The 18,810-nt window shown below is 37.4% G+C and carries 16 protein-coding genes and 1 pseudogene; 8 read left to right on the top strand and 9 right to left on the bottom strand.

The window, feature by feature from the left end; all coding sequences use genetic code 11:
* Positions 1-184: 184 nt before the first annotated feature.
* The 5 genes from BWD162_RS00085 (at position 185) to BWD162_RS00065 (ending at position 5,681) form a co-directional block, all read left to right on the top strand.
* Entirely contained in the window at positions 185-1,174 is a 990-nt protein-coding gene (locus tag BWD162_RS00085) for an asparaginase (protein ID WP_078704904.1), read from the top strand.
* A 136-nt stretch (positions 1,175-1,310) separates the two neighbouring features.
* The gene (gene coaA, locus BWD162_RS00080) at positions 1,311-2,309 is read left to right on the top strand and encodes a type I pantothenate kinase (RefSeq protein ID WP_078704903.1); all 999 of its coding nucleotides are present in this window, start codon (positions 1,311-1,313) and stop codon (positions 2,307-2,309) included.
* 13 nt (positions 2,310-2,322) lie between these two features.
* Complete coding sequence (locus tag BWD162_RS00075) at positions 2,323-3,696, top strand: leucyl aminopeptidase family protein (protein ID WP_078704902.1); 1,374 nt, start codon at positions 2,323-2,325, stop codon at positions 3,694-3,696.
* Between the two features lie 5 nt (positions 3,697-3,701).
* The gene (locus BWD162_RS00070) at positions 3,702-4,565 is read left to right on the top strand and encodes a C40 family peptidase (RefSeq protein ID WP_078704901.1); all 864 of its coding nucleotides are present in this window, start codon (positions 3,702-3,704) and stop codon (positions 4,563-4,565) included.
* A gap of 558 nt (positions 4,566-5,123) precedes the next feature.
* A complete protein-coding gene (locus tag BWD162_RS00065; protein WP_078704900.1) occupies positions 5,124-5,681 on the top strand; it encodes an SH3 domain-containing protein in 558 nt (185 codons plus the stop codon).
* A 61-nt stretch (positions 5,682-5,742) separates the two neighbouring features.
* On the opposite strand, the gene irrA is transcribed toward BWD162_RS00065, so the two are convergent.
* Positions 5,743-6,168, bottom strand: coding sequence for an iron response transcriptional regulator IrrA (gene irrA / locus BWD162_RS00060; RefSeq protein WP_153300970.1), 426 nt, complete (start codon positions 6,166-6,168; stop codon positions 5,743-5,745).
* 260 nt (positions 6,169-6,428) lie between these two features.
* On the opposite strand from irrA, the gene fabA reads away from it, so the two are divergent.
* From fabA to fabI, 3 genes and pseudogenes are all read left to right on the top strand, one after another.
* The gene (gene fabA, locus BWD162_RS00055) at positions 6,429-6,938 is read left to right on the top strand and encodes a 3-hydroxyacyl-[acyl-carrier-protein] dehydratase FabA (RefSeq protein WP_078704898.1); all 510 of its coding nucleotides are present in this window, start codon (positions 6,429-6,431) and stop codon (positions 6,936-6,938) included.
* A 57-nt stretch (positions 6,939-6,995) separates the two neighbouring features.
* A complete protein-coding gene (gene fabB, locus BWD162_RS00050; RefSeq protein WP_078704897.1) occupies positions 6,996-8,216 on the top strand; it encodes a beta-ketoacyl-ACP synthase I in 1,221 nt (406 codons plus the stop codon).
* 50 nt (positions 8,217-8,266) lie between these two features.
* Positions 8,267-9,084: pseudogene (fabI, locus tag BWD162_RS00045) on the top strand (enoyl-ACP reductase FabI).
* 146 nt (positions 9,085-9,230) lie between these two features.
* Here fabI and cyoD read toward each other — a convergent pair.
* The 8 genes from cyoD to dnaA all read right to left on the bottom strand — a co-directional run bounded on the left by cyoD (position 9,231) and on the right by dnaA (position 18,174).
* Positions 9,231-9,761, bottom strand: coding sequence for a cytochrome o ubiquinol oxidase subunit IV (gene cyoD / locus BWD162_RS00040; RefSeq protein ID WP_078704896.1), 531 nt, complete (start codon positions 9,759-9,761; stop codon positions 9,231-9,233).
* On the bottom strand, positions 9,761-10,426 hold the full coding sequence (locus BWD162_RS00035; RefSeq protein WP_078704895.1) for a cytochrome (ubi)quinol oxidase subunit III: 666 nt from the start codon (positions 10,424-10,426) through the stop codon (positions 9,761-9,763). The genes cyoD and BWD162_RS00035 overlap by 1 nt, the downstream gene beginning before the upstream one ends.
* Positions 10,423-12,441 carry a cytochrome o ubiquinol oxidase subunit I gene (cyoB, locus tag BWD162_RS00030; protein WP_078704894.1) on the bottom strand — a complete coding sequence of 673 codons (2,019 nt, stop codon included), beginning with the start codon at positions 12,439-12,441 and terminating at the stop codon, positions 10,423-10,425. Before cyoB ends, BWD162_RS00035 begins: the two co-directional genes overlap by 4 nt.
* Positions 12,442-12,518: 77 nt before the next feature.
* Positions 12,519-13,490 (bottom strand): ubiquinol oxidase subunit II, encoded by a 972-nt coding sequence (cyoA, locus tag BWD162_RS00025; protein ID WP_078704893.1) that lies wholly within the window; start codon positions 13,488-13,490, stop codon positions 12,519-12,521.
* 129 nt (positions 13,491-13,619) lie between these two features.
* On the bottom strand, positions 13,620-14,075 hold the full coding sequence (aroQ, locus tag BWD162_RS00020; RefSeq protein WP_078704892.1) for a type II 3-dehydroquinate dehydratase: 456 nt from the start codon (positions 14,073-14,075) through the stop codon (positions 13,620-13,622).
* A 23-nt stretch (positions 14,076-14,098) separates the two neighbouring features.
* Positions 14,099-15,271: a DNA replication/repair protein RecF gene (recF, locus tag BWD162_RS00015; RefSeq protein ID WP_078704891.1), complete on the bottom strand. Its 1,173-nt coding sequence runs from the start codon at positions 15,269-15,271 to the stop codon at positions 14,099-14,101.
* Between the two features lie 12 nt (positions 15,272-15,283).
* Positions 15,284-16,405, bottom strand: a complete 1,122-nt coding sequence (gene dnaN, locus BWD162_RS00010; protein WP_078704890.1) for a DNA polymerase III subunit beta — start codon at positions 16,403-16,405, stop codon at positions 15,284-15,286.
* 194 nt (positions 16,406-16,599) lie between these two features.
* Entirely contained in the window at positions 16,600-18,174 is a 1,575-nt protein-coding gene (gene dnaA, locus BWD162_RS00005; RefSeq protein WP_078704889.1) for a chromosomal replication initiator protein DnaA, read from the bottom strand.
* Positions 18,175-18,810: the final 636 nt, after the last annotated feature.

Below are 18,810 nucleotides of genomic sequence, written 5' to 3'. Positions count from 1 at the left end.
ATTGCTTCCCTTTATCAGACATAAAATTTAACTATCTATCTCTTTATTTAAGAACATATATTGCAAAACGCAACGATTGAGCTTAACTCAATTATTTAAATTAAGAAAATGATACCATTTCTGCTAACTTAAATTGTTGTTAAATAACTTTTATATGTAATCTGCGTTTTCTAAAGGGCAAACTATGAAAAAAATAGCCATAGGAACATTGGGTGGCACCATCGCAATGGCGCCTGATAGTTTTGGAAAAATGCAACCAACTTTAACCTCAGATATCCTCATAAAAAGTGTTCCTGATTTAAAAAATATTGCCAATATTTATGCTCAAACATTAACACAATTACCAAGTGGATCTTTATCTTTTAAAATTCTTTTTGAAACAATAGAATGGGCAACACAACAAATCGCAGCTGGTGCCGATGGTATTGTTTTAACACAAGGTACTGATACTCTAGAAGAAACAGCTTTTTTTCTTTCCCTTTACTGGAATAAAGTTGAACCACTTGTTATAACTGGTGCTATGCGTCTACCCTGTAATGCAGGTGCTGATGGGCCTGCTAATCTTTTAGCTGCAACTCGTGTTGCTGCTGATCAACAGAGTCGTAACAGAGGTGTCTTGGTTGTGATCAATGACACTATTCATTCACCCTACTGGGTGCAGAAAAGCCATACTGTCAAAGTTGAAACATTTCAGTCAGATTTAGCAGGCGCTTTAGGAACCATTTTGGAAGGAAAACTTATTTATTTCAATGATCGAAATTTCTTTCCTACAACTTTTACGTTTCCTAAAAATAATAATCACCAAGTTGCACTCCTGTACTCTTCTTTCTCATCTGATACAAATTTAATGAAATTTTGTGTTGAAAGTGGACATTATGCAGGCCTTGTCATAGCTGGTTTTGGTGCGGGGCATTGTTCTTCTCAAGAAGCAGATATTGTACGACAACACGCCAAAAAGATTCCAATTATCATCGCAAGCCGTTCTTATAATGGCTCAACAGCTAAAACAACCTATGGTTATAAAGGCTCAGAAACCGATATGATTGCTTCTGGTGCCTTGATGTCAGGTTATTTATCCGCAGTGAAAGCACGTTTACTTTTATGGGCTTTTTTGGCACAAGGTCTATCACGAGAACAAATTAGTATGTATTGGAATGATTGGACTATAAGCTGAGCAAAATCATTGATTATTTTAAATGAAGAAAATATGCAAAATAAAATATTTCTGACAATAAAGCACCTTATCTTTTTATATTCAAGTATTGCTATTGCAAAAAAACAACCCAGTAAAAAATTCTTGGCTGGTAAAAATGATTGATATCAATCTATCAAAAACCAATCAAGAAGATGATCTGATTAATTACATTTCTGGCCCCTATTCTCCTTATAGTGTTTTTACTGCACAAGAATGGTCCCAGTTTCGTGCAGATACACCACTTACTTTAACCTTTGATGAAATTAAACGTTTACGATCAATTGGCGATCCTATTGATCTTGAAGAAGTACAACGCATTTATCTCTCCTTGTCGCGTTTGTTATCATGCCACGTTGAAGCAGTGCAAAAACTCTTCCAAAAACGACAACAATTTTTGTACCAAGAAGATACAATAAAAACTCCTTTTATTATTGGAATTTCCGGTTCTGTTGCAGTAGGAAAATCAACCACTGCACGCATTCTTCAAGAACTTTTGAAACGCTGGACATCCAGCTTTAAAGTCGACCTAGTAACAACTGACGGCTTTCTTTATCCTAATGCTGTATTACAGAAAAAAAATCGTATGAATCGTAAAGGTTTTCCTGATTCCTATGATATTAAAAAATTGCTACGCTTTCTTTCTGCCATAAAAGCTGGTATTGGTAATGTCAGCGTACCGCTTTATTCACATATGACCTACGATGTTTTAGAAAATAAAGAAGCTATTATTGACCGTCCTGATATTTTAATTGTTGAAGGTATTAATGTGCTTCAGATCAGTGATTTTCCTAATGATAAAGAAATTATGCCTTTTGTTTCAGATTTTTTCGATTTTTCAATCTATGTAGATGCTGCAACAGAAATGATTCGCCATTGGTATCTAGATCGTTTCAAACGTTTACGTAAAACAGCGTTTCAAAATCCTGAATCTTATTTTCATCGTTATGCGCTTTTAAGTGAAGAAGAAGCCTTTAAAATTGCTGAAAATCTTTGGTGTACGATTAACTTAAAAAATTTACAAGAAAATATATTGCCAACACGATCACGAGCTAACCTTATTCTACGGAAAGGAAGAAACCATTTGGTCGAATATGTCGCACTTCGGAAACTATAAGGATCAAATAGATATGCTTCAACACCAAATTAATTTTACTTCAACACGTGCCGACAATAGTTGCCCTATTATTTTAGTGTGCAAAAAAAATTGTGCTGACTCATCTTTTGATGCATCAACAACCAAATGGATGAAAGTCAATAATTTTACTGGAAAAGCAGGACAAATATTATTTGTTCCTCATGAAACAGGACAATTAAAAAAAGTTTTATTTGGAATCGGCAATGGTGAAGAACCTTTTATCACAGGACTTCTTGCCAAACATCTTCCCACCGGCGATTGGCATTTACAAGGATCAACAGTAAACGAAATAAATACGTATTTGGGATTAGCATTAGGAAGCTATCAATTTAGCCGCTATCTCCAAAACCCTTCCTTCAAATCATTATCGATTCATGTTCATGACACAATTGATCTCGATGAACTCAAACGAATTTATGAAACAGTCTTTTTTGTCCGTGATCTCATTAATACTCCAGCCAATGATATGAGCCCTGATACTCTGGAAACCACAACGTACCAACTAGGACAAACTTATAATGCTCACGTTAAAAGCATTTGTGGAGATGAACTCCTTACACAAAACTTTCCAATGATTCACGCTGTAGGGCGGGCAAGCAATATTGCACCACGACTTATTGAACTACAATGGGGGCAGGAAAATCATCCTAAAATAACATTAGTTGGTAAAGGCGTAACCTTTGATACTGGAGGATTAAACATTAAATCAGCCAACAACATGCTGTTAATGAAAAAAGATATGAGTGGTAGTGCACATGTCTTAGGTTTAGCCAAGCTTATTATGGATGCGCAATTGCCCTTCCGTTTACAGGTTCTAATTCCAGCTGTTGAAAACGCAGTTTCGGGTAACGCCTTTCGGCCAGGTGACATTTTAAAAAGTCGAAAAGGACTAAGTGTTGAAATTGGCAATACAGATGCTGAAGGCCGACTTATTCTTGCCGATGCGTTAACCTATGGTGATGAAAACAACCCTCAATTCATGTTTTGCATGGCTAGTTTAACAGGAGCTGCTCGCATAGCATTAGGTCCAGATCTTCCTGCATTTTATTGTAATGACCCATTATGGGCACAAAAAATTTCTCAAGCTTCCAACTGTGTTGCTGATCCTCTTTGGCAAATGCCACTCTGGCAACCTTATAAAGAAAAATTATCATCACCGATTGCTGATCTCAATAATGCGACTCGGGATAACTTCGCTGGCTCTATAACTGCTGCTTTATTTTTGAATTCTTTTGTTGAAAAAGCCCAACATTTTGCCCATTTTGATCTGTATGGTTGGATACCAAAAGAAAAACCAGGCTATCCTACTGGGGGTAATGCGCAAGTTATTCGTGCCCTTTATCATCTTTTCAAAGACCAAAGTTAACATAGATGATACACAAAGATCCACGATTATATCCCTTCAGAAATGATCTTGCAGATCAGCACCTTACAAAAGAAATGACAACTCAACGCCTTATTCAAGGAGAAAAAAAACGTGTTAACACAGCGGTTGCCGGTTTGTTTAAAGATAAAAGCAAAAAAAGTGAAAGGCAAACTGAATGCCTTTTTGGAGAAGAACTTTTAATCTTTGAACAAAGAGAAAACATGTCATGGGGGCAATCACTCAAAGACAACTATGTGGGTTATATTGATACAAAAGCTCTTTGTACACCAACTATAGAACAAACTCATATCGTTTCAGTGCCACGTACCTTTCAATATTTACAAGCTGACTTACGTGGACCAGTAGAAAGTGCCTTATCTATGGGAAGTAAAGTAAGTGTAGTTGATGAAATTGAGACACGAAATACACTGTATTCCATCCTTGAAAATGGGAAAGCTATTGTTTCTTGTCATCTTAGTCCTATTGAACATATCTATGAGGATTATGTTACAGTTGCACAAACTCTTGTCGGCACACCTTATCTTTGGGGTGGTATTAGTGGTTTTGGTATTGATTGCTCAGGACTAGTCCAGCTTTCCATGATGATGGCCGGTCAAATGGTTTTACGAGATACCGATATGCAACAGAAAACCATAGGAAAACAATTGACAGACGATGAAATTCTTCAACGAGGTGATCTGATTTTTTGGAAAGGCCATGTCGCTATTATGGTCGATCATCAAAATATCATTCACGCAAATGGCAAATCTATGGATGTTATGATCGAACCATTAGAAGAAGCTATCGCGTATTTTGCTAAGAAAAATCAGCATCTCATAGTAAAACGTCGACCAATCCAGAAAATATAATATGTATTCTCTCATATGAGAAAGAGTTTAAAAAATACAACAACGCAATTATTATTATCACCATATGTGGAAAATAATAATTTGTTTTTTATATACTCCACTAATGTGGAGCTGAATTCTACTCTTACTTTTTTAAACATATAAAGTCCATCACCTGTTACAAGGTTCTTCATTAATGTACTTCAATTAAAACATTTCCGTTTATAATTTTGCACGCACTTCCCTCTAAAGTAGCTTACGTATAAGCATTAAAACGTTAAAAAATAACTTTTTATTAATTGTATATTATAAATTGTCTCAGTTAATCAAATGAATGCCAAAAAGTTCGTCTATACATTGCTTTATTAAGAGAAAAATTTAACATTATGGCGAATCTTTACTTACTGTATATCTATATTTTCAAATGTTTTTAATAGTTTCATAAATTTTATCATAATTGCTTAATTAGTTTTAACCTCTTTAACTAAACATATGCCATAGCCTGAATAAAGCTCGGATCTATTTTCAAATGTTAGATTACAAATATACAAAAAGCGTAGTAGAAAAAAAGGTTGAAAAGTGAAAAATTCTATCGGGTTTCGATTTTCAACATTCCTATCATGTGTATTAATAACAGGAAAATTCTTGTTTGGTTCTCTTATTCTTTCGTACGCACAAGTACCTAATCAAAATTTGGGCCCAAGTGGTTTACCGCTTCCACGATTTGCTTCAATTAAGCCTGCACGTGTTAATGTACGTGTGGGACCGGGAAGTAATTATCCTATTATTTACACTTATCAAAAGCAGGGCTTGCCGATTGAAATTATTCAAGAATATGATCAATGGCGTAAAATTCGTGATGCTGAAGGAGATGAAGGATGGGTTTATCAATCGCTTTTATCGGGAAAACGGACTGCTATAACTATTCCGTGGCAAAAAGATAAAACAAAAAGACTTATGGTACGTCAAACCCCAACAGATAATGCGAAACTTTTAGCAGAAGTAGAACCTAATATTATCGGGAATATTCGTCAATGTAACGGGCACTGGTGCGAATTGGATATCCGTAACATTCGTGGTTGGCTTCATCAAACCCAATTATGGGGAATTTATCCTGGTGAAAAAATTAAAAATTAATGATTTTTGAGCTTTTGCGTTTAATTTTTCACGTATCAAACTGTTTAATTCCTAATACCTACTAAGTTTTATATTTTAATCGAATGATTAAATCAACATGAGAAATTTCCATCCCATCCGGTGGTTGAGGCAAATTTTCAATGATAGGAGACCCTTTTAAATTACAAGGAATATCAAGAATACGATTTTCACCTTCAATATAGAAATGGTAATGATCAGATGTATTTGTGTCAAACCAAGTTTTTGAACCTTCTACAGCAATAATTCGTAATAAACCAGCTTCCGTAAATTGATGAAGTGTATTATAAACTGTCGCTAAAGATACAGGAGCATTTGATTGAATCGCCTCTTCATAAAGTTCTTCAGCTGCAATGTGGCGATTACCTCGAGAAAAAATCATTTTGGCGAGTTCTAATCGCTGACGTGTTGGCCGCAAACCATTTTGACGTAAATGTCTTTCTAATTCAGGTAAGGAATAATAATTCACAACTCTCTCACAGACCACTCTTCTCCATAAATCTTAAATTGTTTGTGCTTATTGATGCAATATAAACTGCATTACATTTATATTCAAGTGAGGTTGACATTCAGCAAAATGAGGAAGATAAAATATAAATTATTGATTTTACAAAATAGCTTTTCATAAAAAAAGTCTTTAATCATATAAAATCATTTCCTTCTCCCTCAAATTTGCTTTAAGAATAAGTTGAAAAGCACAATAAATATACGGAGATAAATGGAGTAACAATGACTAAACAAAAGTCTCGCTACACTTATGAAGAGCTCCTAAGCTGTGCTCGCGGTGAAATGTTTGGTAAAGGTAATGCACAATTACCTGCACCACCAATGTTGATGATTCACCGAATCATCCAAATTAGTGAAACTGGTGGTGAATATAATAAAGGGATAGTTCGTGCGGAATTTGACATCACTCCAGATCTATGGTTTTTCGATTGTCATTTTATCGGTGACCCTGTCATGCCAGGATGTCTTGGTTTAGACGGACTATGGCAATTAACAGGTTTTTTTCTTGGTTGGTTAGGTGAACCAGGAAAAGGGCGTGCTATATCGACAGGCGAAACAAAATTATCCGGCATGGTTACTCCGCAAACTCAACTGCTTGAATATGAAATAAATTTTAAACGTATCCGACGTGGGAATTTGGTCTTAGGCATAGCAGATGGGTGGGTGAAGGCAGATGGAAAAGCCATTTACAAAGCCAATGATTTACGCGTTGCTTTATTTAAAGAAGACTAACATTATTTCATTAGAAAAAACATTTTGTTGTGCTCTATATGAACCAAGGAGGTGTGAATGCGTCGAGTTGTTGTAACCGGAATGGGAATTATCTCCTCGATTGGAAACGGACTTCAAGCTGTCTTAACGAGTTTGCGTGAAGCAAAATCAGGAATTTCTTATGCACCCGAATATGCTGAATTAGGCTTTCGTAGCAGAGTTTACGCCAAACCAAATGTAAATATAGAAGAATTGGTTGATCGACGAGCCATGCGTTTTCATGGTCATGGAACAGCGTGGAATCATATTGCCATGGACCAAGCAATTGCCGATGCAGGTTTAGAACCTAGTGAAGTATCAAATGAACACACTGGTATTATTATGGGGTCTGGAGGGCCTTCTACTCGGTCAATCGTTGAAGCTGCCGATATTACACGTCAGAAAGGCCCAAAACGCATTGGACCTTTTGTGGTACCCAAAGCGATGAGTTCCACGGCAGCAGCAACTCTTGCAACTTTCTTTAAAATTAAAGGAGTGAACTACTCAATTTCTTCAGCTTGTGCCACATCCAATCATTGCATCGGCAATGCTTATGAGATGATACAATACGGTAAACAGAATCGCATCTTTGCAGGAGGTTGTGAAGATTTAGATTGGACGTTATCTGTTTTATTTGATGCCATGGGCGCTATGTCTAGTAAATATAATGATACACCAGAAAAAGCTTCACGTGCTTATGATATTAATCGCGATGGATTTGTTATCGCTGGTGGAGCTGGTGTTTTGGTTCTTGAAGAGTTAGAAGTAGCCAAAGCACGTGGCGCAAAAATCTATGGTGAAATTGTTGGTTATGGTGCTACATCTGATGGACATGATATGGTTTCTCCATCCGGTGAAGGAGCAGAAAGATGCATGCGCATGGCACTTACAACTGTAAAAAATAAAATTGATTATATCAATCCCCATGCAACAGCAACACCCATTGGTGACCCCCCTGAAATAGAAGCAATCCGCCGAATCTTTGGAGCAGGTGATCAATGTCCACCAATTTCTGCTACAAAATCTCTAACAGGTCATTCTTTAGGTGCAGCAGGTGTTCAAGAAGCAATCTATACATTGCTAATGATGAATCATAATTTTATTTGTGAAAGTGCTCATATTGAAGAACTTGATCCTGCTTTTGACGATATGCCAATTGTTCGTACACGCCGTGATCATCAAGAATTAAATACTGTATTATCAAATACATTTGGTTTTGGAGGCACCAATGCAACGCTTGTTTTCCAACGTTATACATAAATGATGATTCTTAACTGATTGACAATGGCACGATCTTACGGAGAAATACTATGAAAGGTTTGATGGAGGGCAAGCGCGGCCTCATTATGGGGATTGCAAATGATCACTCAATTGCTTGGGGCATTGCATGTCAATTAGCAGAAGAAGGAGCTGAACTAGCATTGACTTATCAAGGAGATGCTTTTGGAAAACGCGTTCAACCGCTTGCAAAAAACTTGGCTGCAAATTATTATTTGAGTGTGACGTTGAAAAAACTGAAAATGTCGACCAAGTTTTTGAATATTTAAAAAAAGAGTGGGGATCGATTGATTTCGTTGTCCATGCCATTGGCTATTCAGATAAAACACAACTAAAAGGACGTTATGTCGATGTTACAACCCGCGAGAATTTTACTCGCACAATGGTAATTTCAGCTTATTCTTTTACGGAAATCGCTCAACGTGCGGGTAAGCTCATGTCTAATGGTGGGACACTTTTAACACTCACTTATGGAGCTTCACAGCAAGTTGTTCCTAATTACAATATCATGGGCGTTGCTAAAGCAGCTTTAGAAGCTATGGTGCGTTATTTAGCTGCAGATTTTGGTCCCCAAAATATCCGCGTCAATGCAATCTCAGCTGGTCCTGTTAGAACCTTAGCTGGCAATGGCATCGCAGCTGCAAGAGCAATCTTTTCATATCAACGTCGTAACGCACCACTCCGCCGTACTGTAAACATTAATGAAATTGGAAAATCTGCTCTTTATTTGCTTTCTGATTTATCGTCAGGTGTTACTGGAGAAATTCACTATGTTGATTCAGGATACAACATCATGTCCATGCCAACACTTGAAGAACTAAAACAAAGTGAAGAAACTCAAGGAGAATAATGGTTTAAAATACTACAAAACAACAGAAACACTTATTTAATAATTTCTACAAATTCCTGCAAAAATATTTAAGCCTATAAGTTATTTAAGAGAATGATTCCTTTTACTACAGAATCACTCTCTTTCTCTCTTAAAATAAAAGCATTCTAGTCATTAAAAAATGACGAATCTCTCGAATCTGGTTCTTCATGTTCTTGTACATCTGGCACCGATTCTTCCTGCTCTTGTGCATCTAACACTGGTTCTTGTACACCTAGTACTGGTTCTTCTTGCTCTTGTACACTTGATGTTGATTCTTCCGGCTCAGTTACATTCATTTCTAATACTTCTGGCACAATAACACGTCCTGAACCACCCATCATATTATAATTCAAATGAGAAATAGCCCACCATGTTCCCCCAATAATAATGAAAACGCACATAGCCGCAAACCACAGGGTTATCCAATTCCACTTAGCATCTGGACCAGAATTCAAGTGTAAAAAGAAAATAATCTGTACAACAATCTGGATCAGCGCCATACCAATGAGATAAATCACTTTTGTACTAACCGCAAAACTGTCCAACATCCCATACATTACAGGAATAAAAGAACCTAAAGTAAAAAAAACAGCCAGAATAAAACCAACCAAATAAGAGCCAGTACTTGGATTATGTGCTTTGTCATGCATGTTCATTACAGTGCTCCTAACAAGTAAACCATAGTAAAAACACCAACCCAAACAATATCAAGCAAATGCCAGAAAATTGAAAGGCATGTTAAACGTGTTCTGTTATTCTGATCCAAACCACTACGACATAGGTGAAAAAACATCACAATCATCCAAAGCAGACCAACACTTACATGGAGACCGTGAGTACCAACCAAAGCAAAAAATGCTGACCAATAAGCAGATAGAACCTCTCGTCCAAAAAGCTGGGTACCTGTTGTTAAATCAACACCAGCATAAGCACCAGCATCATAATAATACACCTCATTTAAAAGTTCACGAAATTCATAAATTTCCATCCCAATAAAACAAGATCCGAGCACAAAGGTTATAGCCATCCACAAACGTACGCCAGCCAAATTACCTTTATGGGTTTGTACCATTACAAAACCGTAAGTAATTGATGACAACAACAAAATAGCTGTTTCAACCAACACAAAATTTAAATTAATAAACTCACTACCCGCTCTACCTCCACCATAAGAAGCAGAAAATACAGCAAAACTTGAAAAAAGCGTTGCAAATACGATCAAGTCCGAAAGGATATAAATCCAAAATCCAAATATCATTACCGAACTATTGTCGTGGTGATGCTCATCCGCGCAAACGTTATTCATTGTTACCGCACTCATGCTTTTACTCCTTGTTCTTTAAGAACAGCTGTGAAGGCATCTTCTGTTTTCTGAACTTCTTCAGCTGGAATATAATAACCATGGTGATCGCCCATTAATGAGTGGTAAACGATTGTTACAATAAAACCAACTACCCCAATCGCAACAAGCCACCAAATATGCCAGACAAGCGCAAAACCCACAATTAATGAGAATAAACCTGCAATAACTCCAGCTGATGTATTTGACGGCATATGGATTTTTGTAAACCCACTCGTTGGACGCTGATAACCGTTTTTCTTCATATTCCAATAAGCATCCTCAGTCTGTACTTCTGGAATAATTGCAAAATTATAAGAAGGAGGAGGAGAAGAAGCCAACCATTCAAGCGTACGCGCATCACCCCAAGGATCATTTGATGTTACTGGCAAGCGCCCTTTATGCTTGATACCATACCAAATTGCCAAAACAACTTGCAGTACAAAACAAAGGATACCAAGAAGAATAATAAAGGCTCCCACTGCAGCAATAACAAACATTGGTTGCCAACTAGGCTCAATATAGTGTTGGAGACGACGCGTAACGCCCATCAAACCAAGTATATAAACCGGGAAGAAAGCAATGTAAAAACCAATAAACCAACACCAGAAAGATGCAATACCTAACATGCGGTTTGGTTTAACACCAAAAACTTTTGGAAACCAAAAAGCCAACCCACCCAAATAAGCAAAGACAACACCCCCAATAATTGTATGGTGAAAATGAGCCACCAAAAATAGAGAATTATGAAACTGCCAATCAGCAGGCACAATGGACATCAAAACACCTGTCAACCCACCACCAACAAATGTAAACATCATCCCCATACACCAAAGCATAGGAGGCTCAAAGCGAATCCGACCCTTATACATGGTGAGCAACCAATTAAAGACCTTAACACCCGTTGGAACTGCAATAATCATCGTTGCAACTCCGAAGAAAGTATTAACAGCTTCACCACCACCCATTGTAAAGAAATGGTGCCCCCAAACAAGAAGTGAAAGAATCAAAATAACCAAAATCGCCCAAACCATTGAGCTATACCCAAAAAGGCGTTTTGAAGAAAAAGTGGGCACGATTTCAGAAATAATCCCAAAAGCAGGGATGACTAAAACATAAACTTCAGGGTGCCCAAAAATCCAAACATAATTAATCCAAACCATTGGATTGCCACCAGCTGCATTGGTAAAAAAATTCATACCTAAATAACGGTCACCCGCCAACAATGCAAACGCTACAGCTAGGACAGGATAAATAACTAAAATAAGGATATTGCTAACAAAAGCCCCCCAACAAAACACGGGCATCTTCATTAACGTCATCCCGGGAGCACGCATTTTAATAATAGTTGCAACAAAATTGATTGCCCCCATCGTCGTCGCGATACCAGAAAGCTGAAGTGACCACAAATAATAATCGACACCTGTATCTGGACTACTTTGTAACTCTGAGAAAGGTGGATACATCAACCAGCCACCACGACCAAAATTACCAACACCAAGAGATATATTGAGCAGTATTGCTGCTGCAACCGTAATCCAAAATCCTAGATTATTTGCAAATGGAAACGCGACATCACGAGCGCCGATTTGAAGAGGTATAAGGTAATTAAAAATACCAAATAAAATTGGTGTTGCCATGAAGAAAATCATAATAACACCATGAGCCGAGAAAATCTGATCAAAATGCTCAGGTGGCAAATAACCCGCTGTTTCATTACCAAGCGCTACAGCCTGATGTGTTCGCATCATAATCGCGTCAGCAAAACCACGAACAAGCATGATAATTCCGAGAATGATATACATAATACCAATGCGCTTATGATCAACTGTCGTAATCCAATTGCGCCAAAGAATTCCCCACCAGCCAAGCGCCGTTAAAGTAATAACAGCAACTAAGCCAACCACAACAATTGCAATACATGTATAAAGAACAATTGGCTCATGTGTAAGCGCATGAAAAGCACCAGCCGTAGGATCCGTAAGTCTTCCAAACATTTCTCACCCCATATCCAATGATATTTTAGTTTTAAAAAACCTTTTTAAAAAAGAGTTTTTTCTCGATTGATGCCTTCTTAAAGAACACCCGGATCAAAAACAGAACAAAGTGTACCCCAAAGTGTCTGAGCGGCAGCACGCTTCATTAAGTCTTCATTACATATCGTATTCTCATCAACACACCTATTAACAATTCGGTAATAAAGCCGTTCTTCAACAGGTGCAAAATAACGCACTTCAGCATCTTTTTCTTTTGCAACGACATCACCCATACGAGGTACATTTGAAAGTTGACGATAAGATGAACGATCAAGCTTTTGGCCACTCACCCGAGCCTTAGCAATCCAATCATCGAAATCCTTTAAAGACACAGAATGCCATTGAAAACGCATACCTGAAAAACCATCACCACTATAATTAGCAGAGCTCCCGTTAAATACCCCTTGCTTATCAGCCACTAAATGTAATTTAGAATTCATCTGTGGCATAGCATAAAGAACTGTACCAAGTTTTGGCACCCAGAATGCATTAACAGAGTTTTCTGATGTTAACTGTAACAATACTTGGCGACCTTCCGGCGCATAAATTTCATTGATCGATGCAACACTATATTCAGGATAAATAAATAACCATTTCCAATCTAGAGCCACAACATCAACCTGCAATGGCTTCTTCTCACCGGCAATATCTACTGGAAGTGGATTTGAAGGTTCAAGCCTATAAGTGTAATAGGCCGTCAATAAACCTAAAATCGCAACAATAACAATTGGAATACCCCACATAAAAGCTTCAATTTTATTTGAGTGCCCCCAATCAGGCAAATAATCTGCCGCTGTGTTCGATGCACGATATTTAACAGCCAAAAGAACGACCGCAATCATCACTGGAATCACAACACAAAGCATAACAAGAACACATATAACAATTAAAGTAAGCTGTTGACGTGCAATATATCCTTCAGGTTGAAGGACATCCATTTTACAGCCAGATAAAAGCAACGCTCCCCCTAAAATGGCAAGCACCTTAATTTGTTCAAAACAGTTTCTCATTTTGACCTGCCTGTTATATGTATTAATAAATTATCATAAAAACCAGTAATAGTATTTTATAAGTTGTCTTACTCATTTGAAACAAATTATTAAAAAAATGTTAAACACACCTTATCAATATTGTCCAATTTATGCCTTTTTTATACCACATTTTAGCTGCTTGGCAATATAATTAAGCGCAAATAAATACCCATCACTCCCACACCCGGCAATAATTGCATCTGCATCCATAGAAATATAAGAATGGTGACGAAAGGATTCACGCTGATAAATATTTGACAAATGAACTTCTACTATTAGCCCTGAAAACATTTTTAATGCATCAAGAATTGCAAGAGATGTATGACTATAAGCAGCTGGATTAATAATCAATCCAGCACTTACTTCAATTGCTTCTTGTATCCACTCAATCAATTGTCCTTCATAATTACTCTGATGAAATTGTACCGTTATTCCAAGATTCATTGCACAATTCTTACAAGACTTTTCAATATCTTCTAAGGTTTCACTGCCATAAATTTCTGGCTCACGTCTTCCAAGAAAGTTTAAATTAGGACCATTTAAAACCGTTATAATTGCAGACACAATAAGCCTCTTTCTCTCAATTATCACCCCATCAAAAACTTTGGATAGGGTTCTTGCTGCAATAAAACTCCATCTTCAATTTCAAAAAACTCTGCTCGTCCTTTTAAGGAATCAAATAAAATACGATCTGTTCCCGTCATAAATGCCTGACTACCTAAATCATCAAGAATATCAAATAAAGCAGTACGCCGACGAGAATCAAGATGAGCAGCCATTTCATCAAGAAGAAGGATAGGTGTCATATTTGACATCATACTCGTTAAACGAGCATGACATAACACTAAACCTGTCAATAAAGCTTTCTGTTCACCTGTTGAACAAGACGTTGCAGCTATATTTTTATCCGCATAAAAAACCTGTAAATCTGTGCGATGCGGTCCTTCTAATGTCCGCCTAGCAGCACAATCTACCGGGCGATTGTGACGCAATCGTTCCAAAAATTGCTCTTCAACTTCAATTGCTGATATCGTTTTAAGAGCTTTTTCCAAAAAACCATCAATTTGCAAAAAAGCCCGTGGAAAAGGTACATAAGACGATGTTTGCTCAGACATATCATTCAAAAGCCGAATAACATCAACCCGTGCAGCTGCAATAGCCGTTGCAAGTCCAGCCATCTGCATTTCTAAAGCATCAAACCAAGCACAGTCTTCATTTCCATCTAAAAACAAACGATTACGCGCGCGCATAGCCTTATCATAATCTGCAATACGCCGACCATGTAAAGAATCAATAGCCAAAACCATACGGTCTAAAAAACGACGCCGATCAAGTGAAGGTCCCGTAAAAAGCCCATCCATAGAAGGAGTCAACACACTCACATGACAATAATCTGTCAAACAATCACATGACTCATGCACACCATTGATATGTACTTTTCGGCTATTACCACCAGTCTCTAAAGTCGTACCAATATGCACTTCACCATAAAGAGCACATTGGAGACGAGCAAATACAACAAATGCAGCCCCTCCACCCTTAGAAAAACTAATATCGGAATAAGCCGCACGCCGTAACCCACGACCAGGAGAAAGAAAAGACAAAGCCTCTAAAAGATTAGTTTTACCAGCACCATTATGACCAGTAAAAACTACATGCTGGCCTGACAAATGAATATTGAAAGAGCAATAATTGCGATAATGCGTTAATTTCAGCTGCCTCACTATTACCTTATGTACACAGCTAGCACTGCACTGCAAGACGCATTATCCTTAAACACGAATAGGCATCAGCACATAAAGTGCATCTGCATCATTGCTTTCACGAATCAGTGCCGGTGCCCCAGCATCAGCTAGCATAAAAACCATTTCATCGCTTGAAAGTTGCGCAGCAATATCTAAAAGGTAACGTGAATTAAAGCCTATCTCAAGCGGATCAGATGTGTAATCTGCAACCAATTGATCTTCTGCACTTCCAGAATCAGGATTATTAACCACAAGCTTTAACTGCCCATTTTCGATTGTTAATTTTACCGCACGACCACGATCACTTGAAATTGTTGAAACACGATCAACTGCAGCAGAAAAATCCTGTCGGTTGACAGCTAGTTTTTTATCATTGTTCAGAGGAATAACACGTTGATATTCTGGAAATGTTCCATCAATTAATTTCGATGTCAAAACCACAGATCCAACAGAGAAACGAATCTTTGTTTCTGAGAGTTCTATAGAAACATCACCCTCAGCTTCTTCAGCCAGCAGTTTCTGCAATTCTCCCACAGCTTTACGAGGAATAATAACACCCGGCATATCCTTAATTTCTGAAGGCGCCTCCATATCAACCTGCGCTAAACGATGACCATCAGTCGCAACCAAACGCAACTTCAAAACACCATCATTAACAACATGAAAATAAATACCATTAAGATAATAACGCGTTTCTTCAGTCGAAATAGCAAATTGCGTACAATCAAATAAGCGCTTCAAATCTGATGCTGACAAAGAAAAACGACAACTAAACTGACCTGGAAGTGACTCTGGAAAATCTACTTTAGGAAGACATTGAAGTTGAAAATTAGCACAACCAGAAACAACAGACATTGTATTTGCTTGATCGTTATCAACCTTTAACACAATCTCACTTCCACTGGAAAGCTTACGAACAATGTCATAAAGCAAATGCGCTGGAACAGTTATTGCTCCTTCTTGTTCAACTTTAGCTAAAGAAGACTCTATAACTTCAAGATCAAGATCTGTCGCCTTGAATTGCACACCATCACCACTTACGGTAATCAATACATTTGACAAAATAGGAATCGTATTACGACGCTCAACTACACGATGAACACGATTAAGAGACTTTAAAAATTGATTACGATCAATTGTAATGTGCATAAAAATCCCCGTTGATAATTTATTTCATAACTATAGGAATTCGCTCAATCAAAGCACTCGATTCACTTAAAGAATCATAGTCAAAGTTTATTCAACCTCTATTAAAATGGCAATAGGGCATCACACAAACAAAAACGATTATTCTTATCGGGTCTTTCCAATATGTTGACAAATAGAATGAAAAATTATCAATATTATACAGCCTGTTCTCCAATTAACCGCTTAAGCAACTCAAGTTCTTTAGCTAAAGTTTGATCATCATAAATCAAATCTTCAATTTTGCGTACAGCATGTAAAACTGTTGTATGATCGCGCCCTCCAAAACGACGCCCAATTTCAGGTAACGAGCGAGGCGTCAACACCTTTGCCAAATACATTGCAACTTGCCGTGGCTTAACAACCGTACGCGTTCGACGATTGGACAATAAATCCTGCTTAGAAACGTTATAATGGCGTGCAACCGTACGCTGAATTTCCTCAATTCGAATACGCTTTGGCTCACCTGAACGTGTCAAATGACCTAATAATTCATCAACACGCTCTAAAGACAAATCAGATTCAAAAGATTGACGAAACAAAAGCTGATTAAATGCCCCTTCAATATCGCGCCCTGATCCTAAAATTGTTTTAGCAATATACTCTAAAATATCATTAGAAATTTCAATTGCACTATCATCTTGTCGAGCTACCCTCAATCGTTGCTGCAACATTTTTAAGCGCATCTCATAATCTGGCGCCTCAATTTCAAGAGCAACCCCCCCTTGAAGACGAGATCGAACCCGAAGATCAAGTGATTCCAATTCCGCTGGTGGACGATCTGCAGCTACAATAACCTGTTTTGCACTATCAAGTAACATGTTGAGCAAATGGCAAAATTCGTGTTGAATCGATTTACCTTGTAAAAATTGCATATCATCAATAATTAAAAGATCAATATCGCGAAGCTGTTCTTTAAAAGAAAGAGCATTATTATCACGAATAGCTGTCGCAAAACGCCACATAAAATATTCAGCAGTCAAATAAATAACCCGCGCAGGCGTTAAACGCTTCAAAGCAGCCGCCGCAATAGCTTGAAGCAAATGCGTTTTTCCCAAACCAACTGATGCATGAATAAAAAGAGGGTTAAACCGCAACGCACTTTTATGCCCCTCTGCAATTGAACGCGCTGCAGCCAAAGCAACACGATTTGAAGCCCCCTCAACAAAATTCTCAAAAGTATAACGCGAATCAAGTGGCGAACCAAAGATCCCTGCTTGAGAATTCTTGACTGAATGCTCCACATAACTCTCAGCTAAAGATGAAGTATTCTGCTCCTCAGGAACTGCAATAACAGAGCCTCCATTTGTTTTGCATACTCCACTTTTTGAAACGCGCTTTAAATCACGAACAATAACTTCAACTCGAAGAATCGCCGAATTTTCTTGTTGCCATAAACTGGTTAAAAGAGAACCGTAATGATTATTAATCCATGAACGCAAAAATGCTGTAGGAACAGAAAGCTTCACAAGATTACGATTATACTCGGAAAGCTTCAAACGACCAAACCAACTGGTATAAGCCTCAACACCAACCCGCACTTTTAATTGCGCCATCACACGTGCAAAAGCAGCTGCACCTTCCTCTTCTGAAATAACTGGACGCTCTCCAAGAGTATTTGTACCACCCATTTCATTTATATTCGTCATTTGATTTATTACTCTTTCTGTCGACAGGACATCCACCGAAACCCTTTTCAAGGAATTAGCTCTAGAACTCAATTTATCCACCATCTTTTATTCCGATAAAAACTACAATCTTGTCCTGCCAAACAGCTAAATATCTACTTAGCCAAGGCAAGTGCTCCTTTCCCCAAATGAGATAATTCACCCTCCCCTAAGATAGCCTTATTACAACCCGACTAACAAAGATGACCAATAAGATTTATCCTTTACTGATTGTACGATATGCTCTTCAAAATGACAAAACATATCAATAAAGAAACCAAAAAGCTCACCCGAAAACTCGCTTAAGCTAAAGCATTCTTCATTTAACACACTATAGCATCTAGCTGATGTAAACCTTGCGCATTTTCAGTTTCTATTAAAGACCATACAAAACAGAAGAGGTAAAATGCAAGAGGCCAAAATAAAATCAAAAGACCATTAAAATCCGCAATAATTTTGCAACCGTAAAAAACAAATAAGAAAGTTCATTGATTCAACTCACTTTTTCTTTACGAAAAATTTACTACTAATATAAAAATTTCACTCATTAAAAAAAAATAAAAAAAGCTTGACAAGAAAAGACTCTATCACAATCCACAAGGCTTGTGGATAACTATCTTAATATTATAATTTATTCTATTTTTAAATAATAATAACCACTGTATAGCTTTTTTTAAAAAAGCATCTGCCTAAAAAAAATAA

Source organism: Bartonella sp. WD16.2 (assembly GCF_002022505.1).
Lineage (GTDB): Bacteria > Pseudomonadota > Alphaproteobacteria > Rhizobiales > Rhizobiaceae > Bartonella.
The sequence above is the reverse complement of the archived record's forward strand: the minus strand, read 5'-3'. Positions and strand labels throughout refer to the sequence as shown.

Bases quoted from the DNA above. Each gene is read 5' to 3' on its own strand.
- BWD162_RS00085 (WP_078704904.1), top strand. From the start codon at position 185: ATGAAAAAAATAGCCATAGGAACATTGGGTGGCACCATCGCAATGGCG.
- coaA (WP_078704903.1), top strand. From the start codon at position 1,311: ATGATTGATATCAATCTATCAAAAACCAATCAAGAAGATGATCTGATT.
- BWD162_RS00075 (WP_078704902.1), top strand. From the start codon at position 2,323: ATGCTTCAACACCAAATTAATTTTACTTCAACACGTGCCGACAATAGT.
- BWD162_RS00070 (WP_078704901.1), top strand. From the start codon at position 3,702: ATGATACACAAAGATCCACGATTATATCCCTTCAGAAATGATCTTGCA.
- fabA (WP_078704898.1), top strand. From the start codon at position 6,429: ATGACTAAACAAAAGTCTCGCTACACTTATGAAGAGCTCCTAAGCTGT.
- fabB (WP_078704897.1), top strand. From the start codon at position 6,996: ATGCGTCGAGTTGTTGTAACCGGAATGGGAATTATCTCCTCGATTGGA.
- cyoD (WP_078704896.1), bottom strand. From the start codon at position 9,761: ATGAACATGCATGACAAAGCACATAATCCAAGTACTGGCTCTTATTTG.
- BWD162_RS00035 (WP_078704895.1), bottom strand. From the start codon at position 10,426: ATGAGTGCGGTAACAATGAATAACGTTTGCGCGGATGAGCATCACCAC.
- cyoB (WP_078704894.1), bottom strand. From the start codon at position 12,441: ATGTTTGGAAGACTTACGGATCCTACGGCTGGTGCTTTTCATGCGCTT.
- cyoA (WP_078704893.1), bottom strand. From the start codon at position 13,490: ATGAGAAACTGTTTTGAACAAATTAAGGTGCTTGCCATTTTAGGGGGA.
- dnaN (WP_078704890.1), bottom strand. From the start codon at position 16,405: ATGCACATTACAATTGATCGTAATCAATTTTTAAAGTCTCTTAATCGT.
- dnaA (WP_078704889.1), bottom strand. From the start codon at position 18,174: ATGGTGGATAAATTGAGTTCTAGAGCTAATTCCTTGAAAAGGGTTTCG.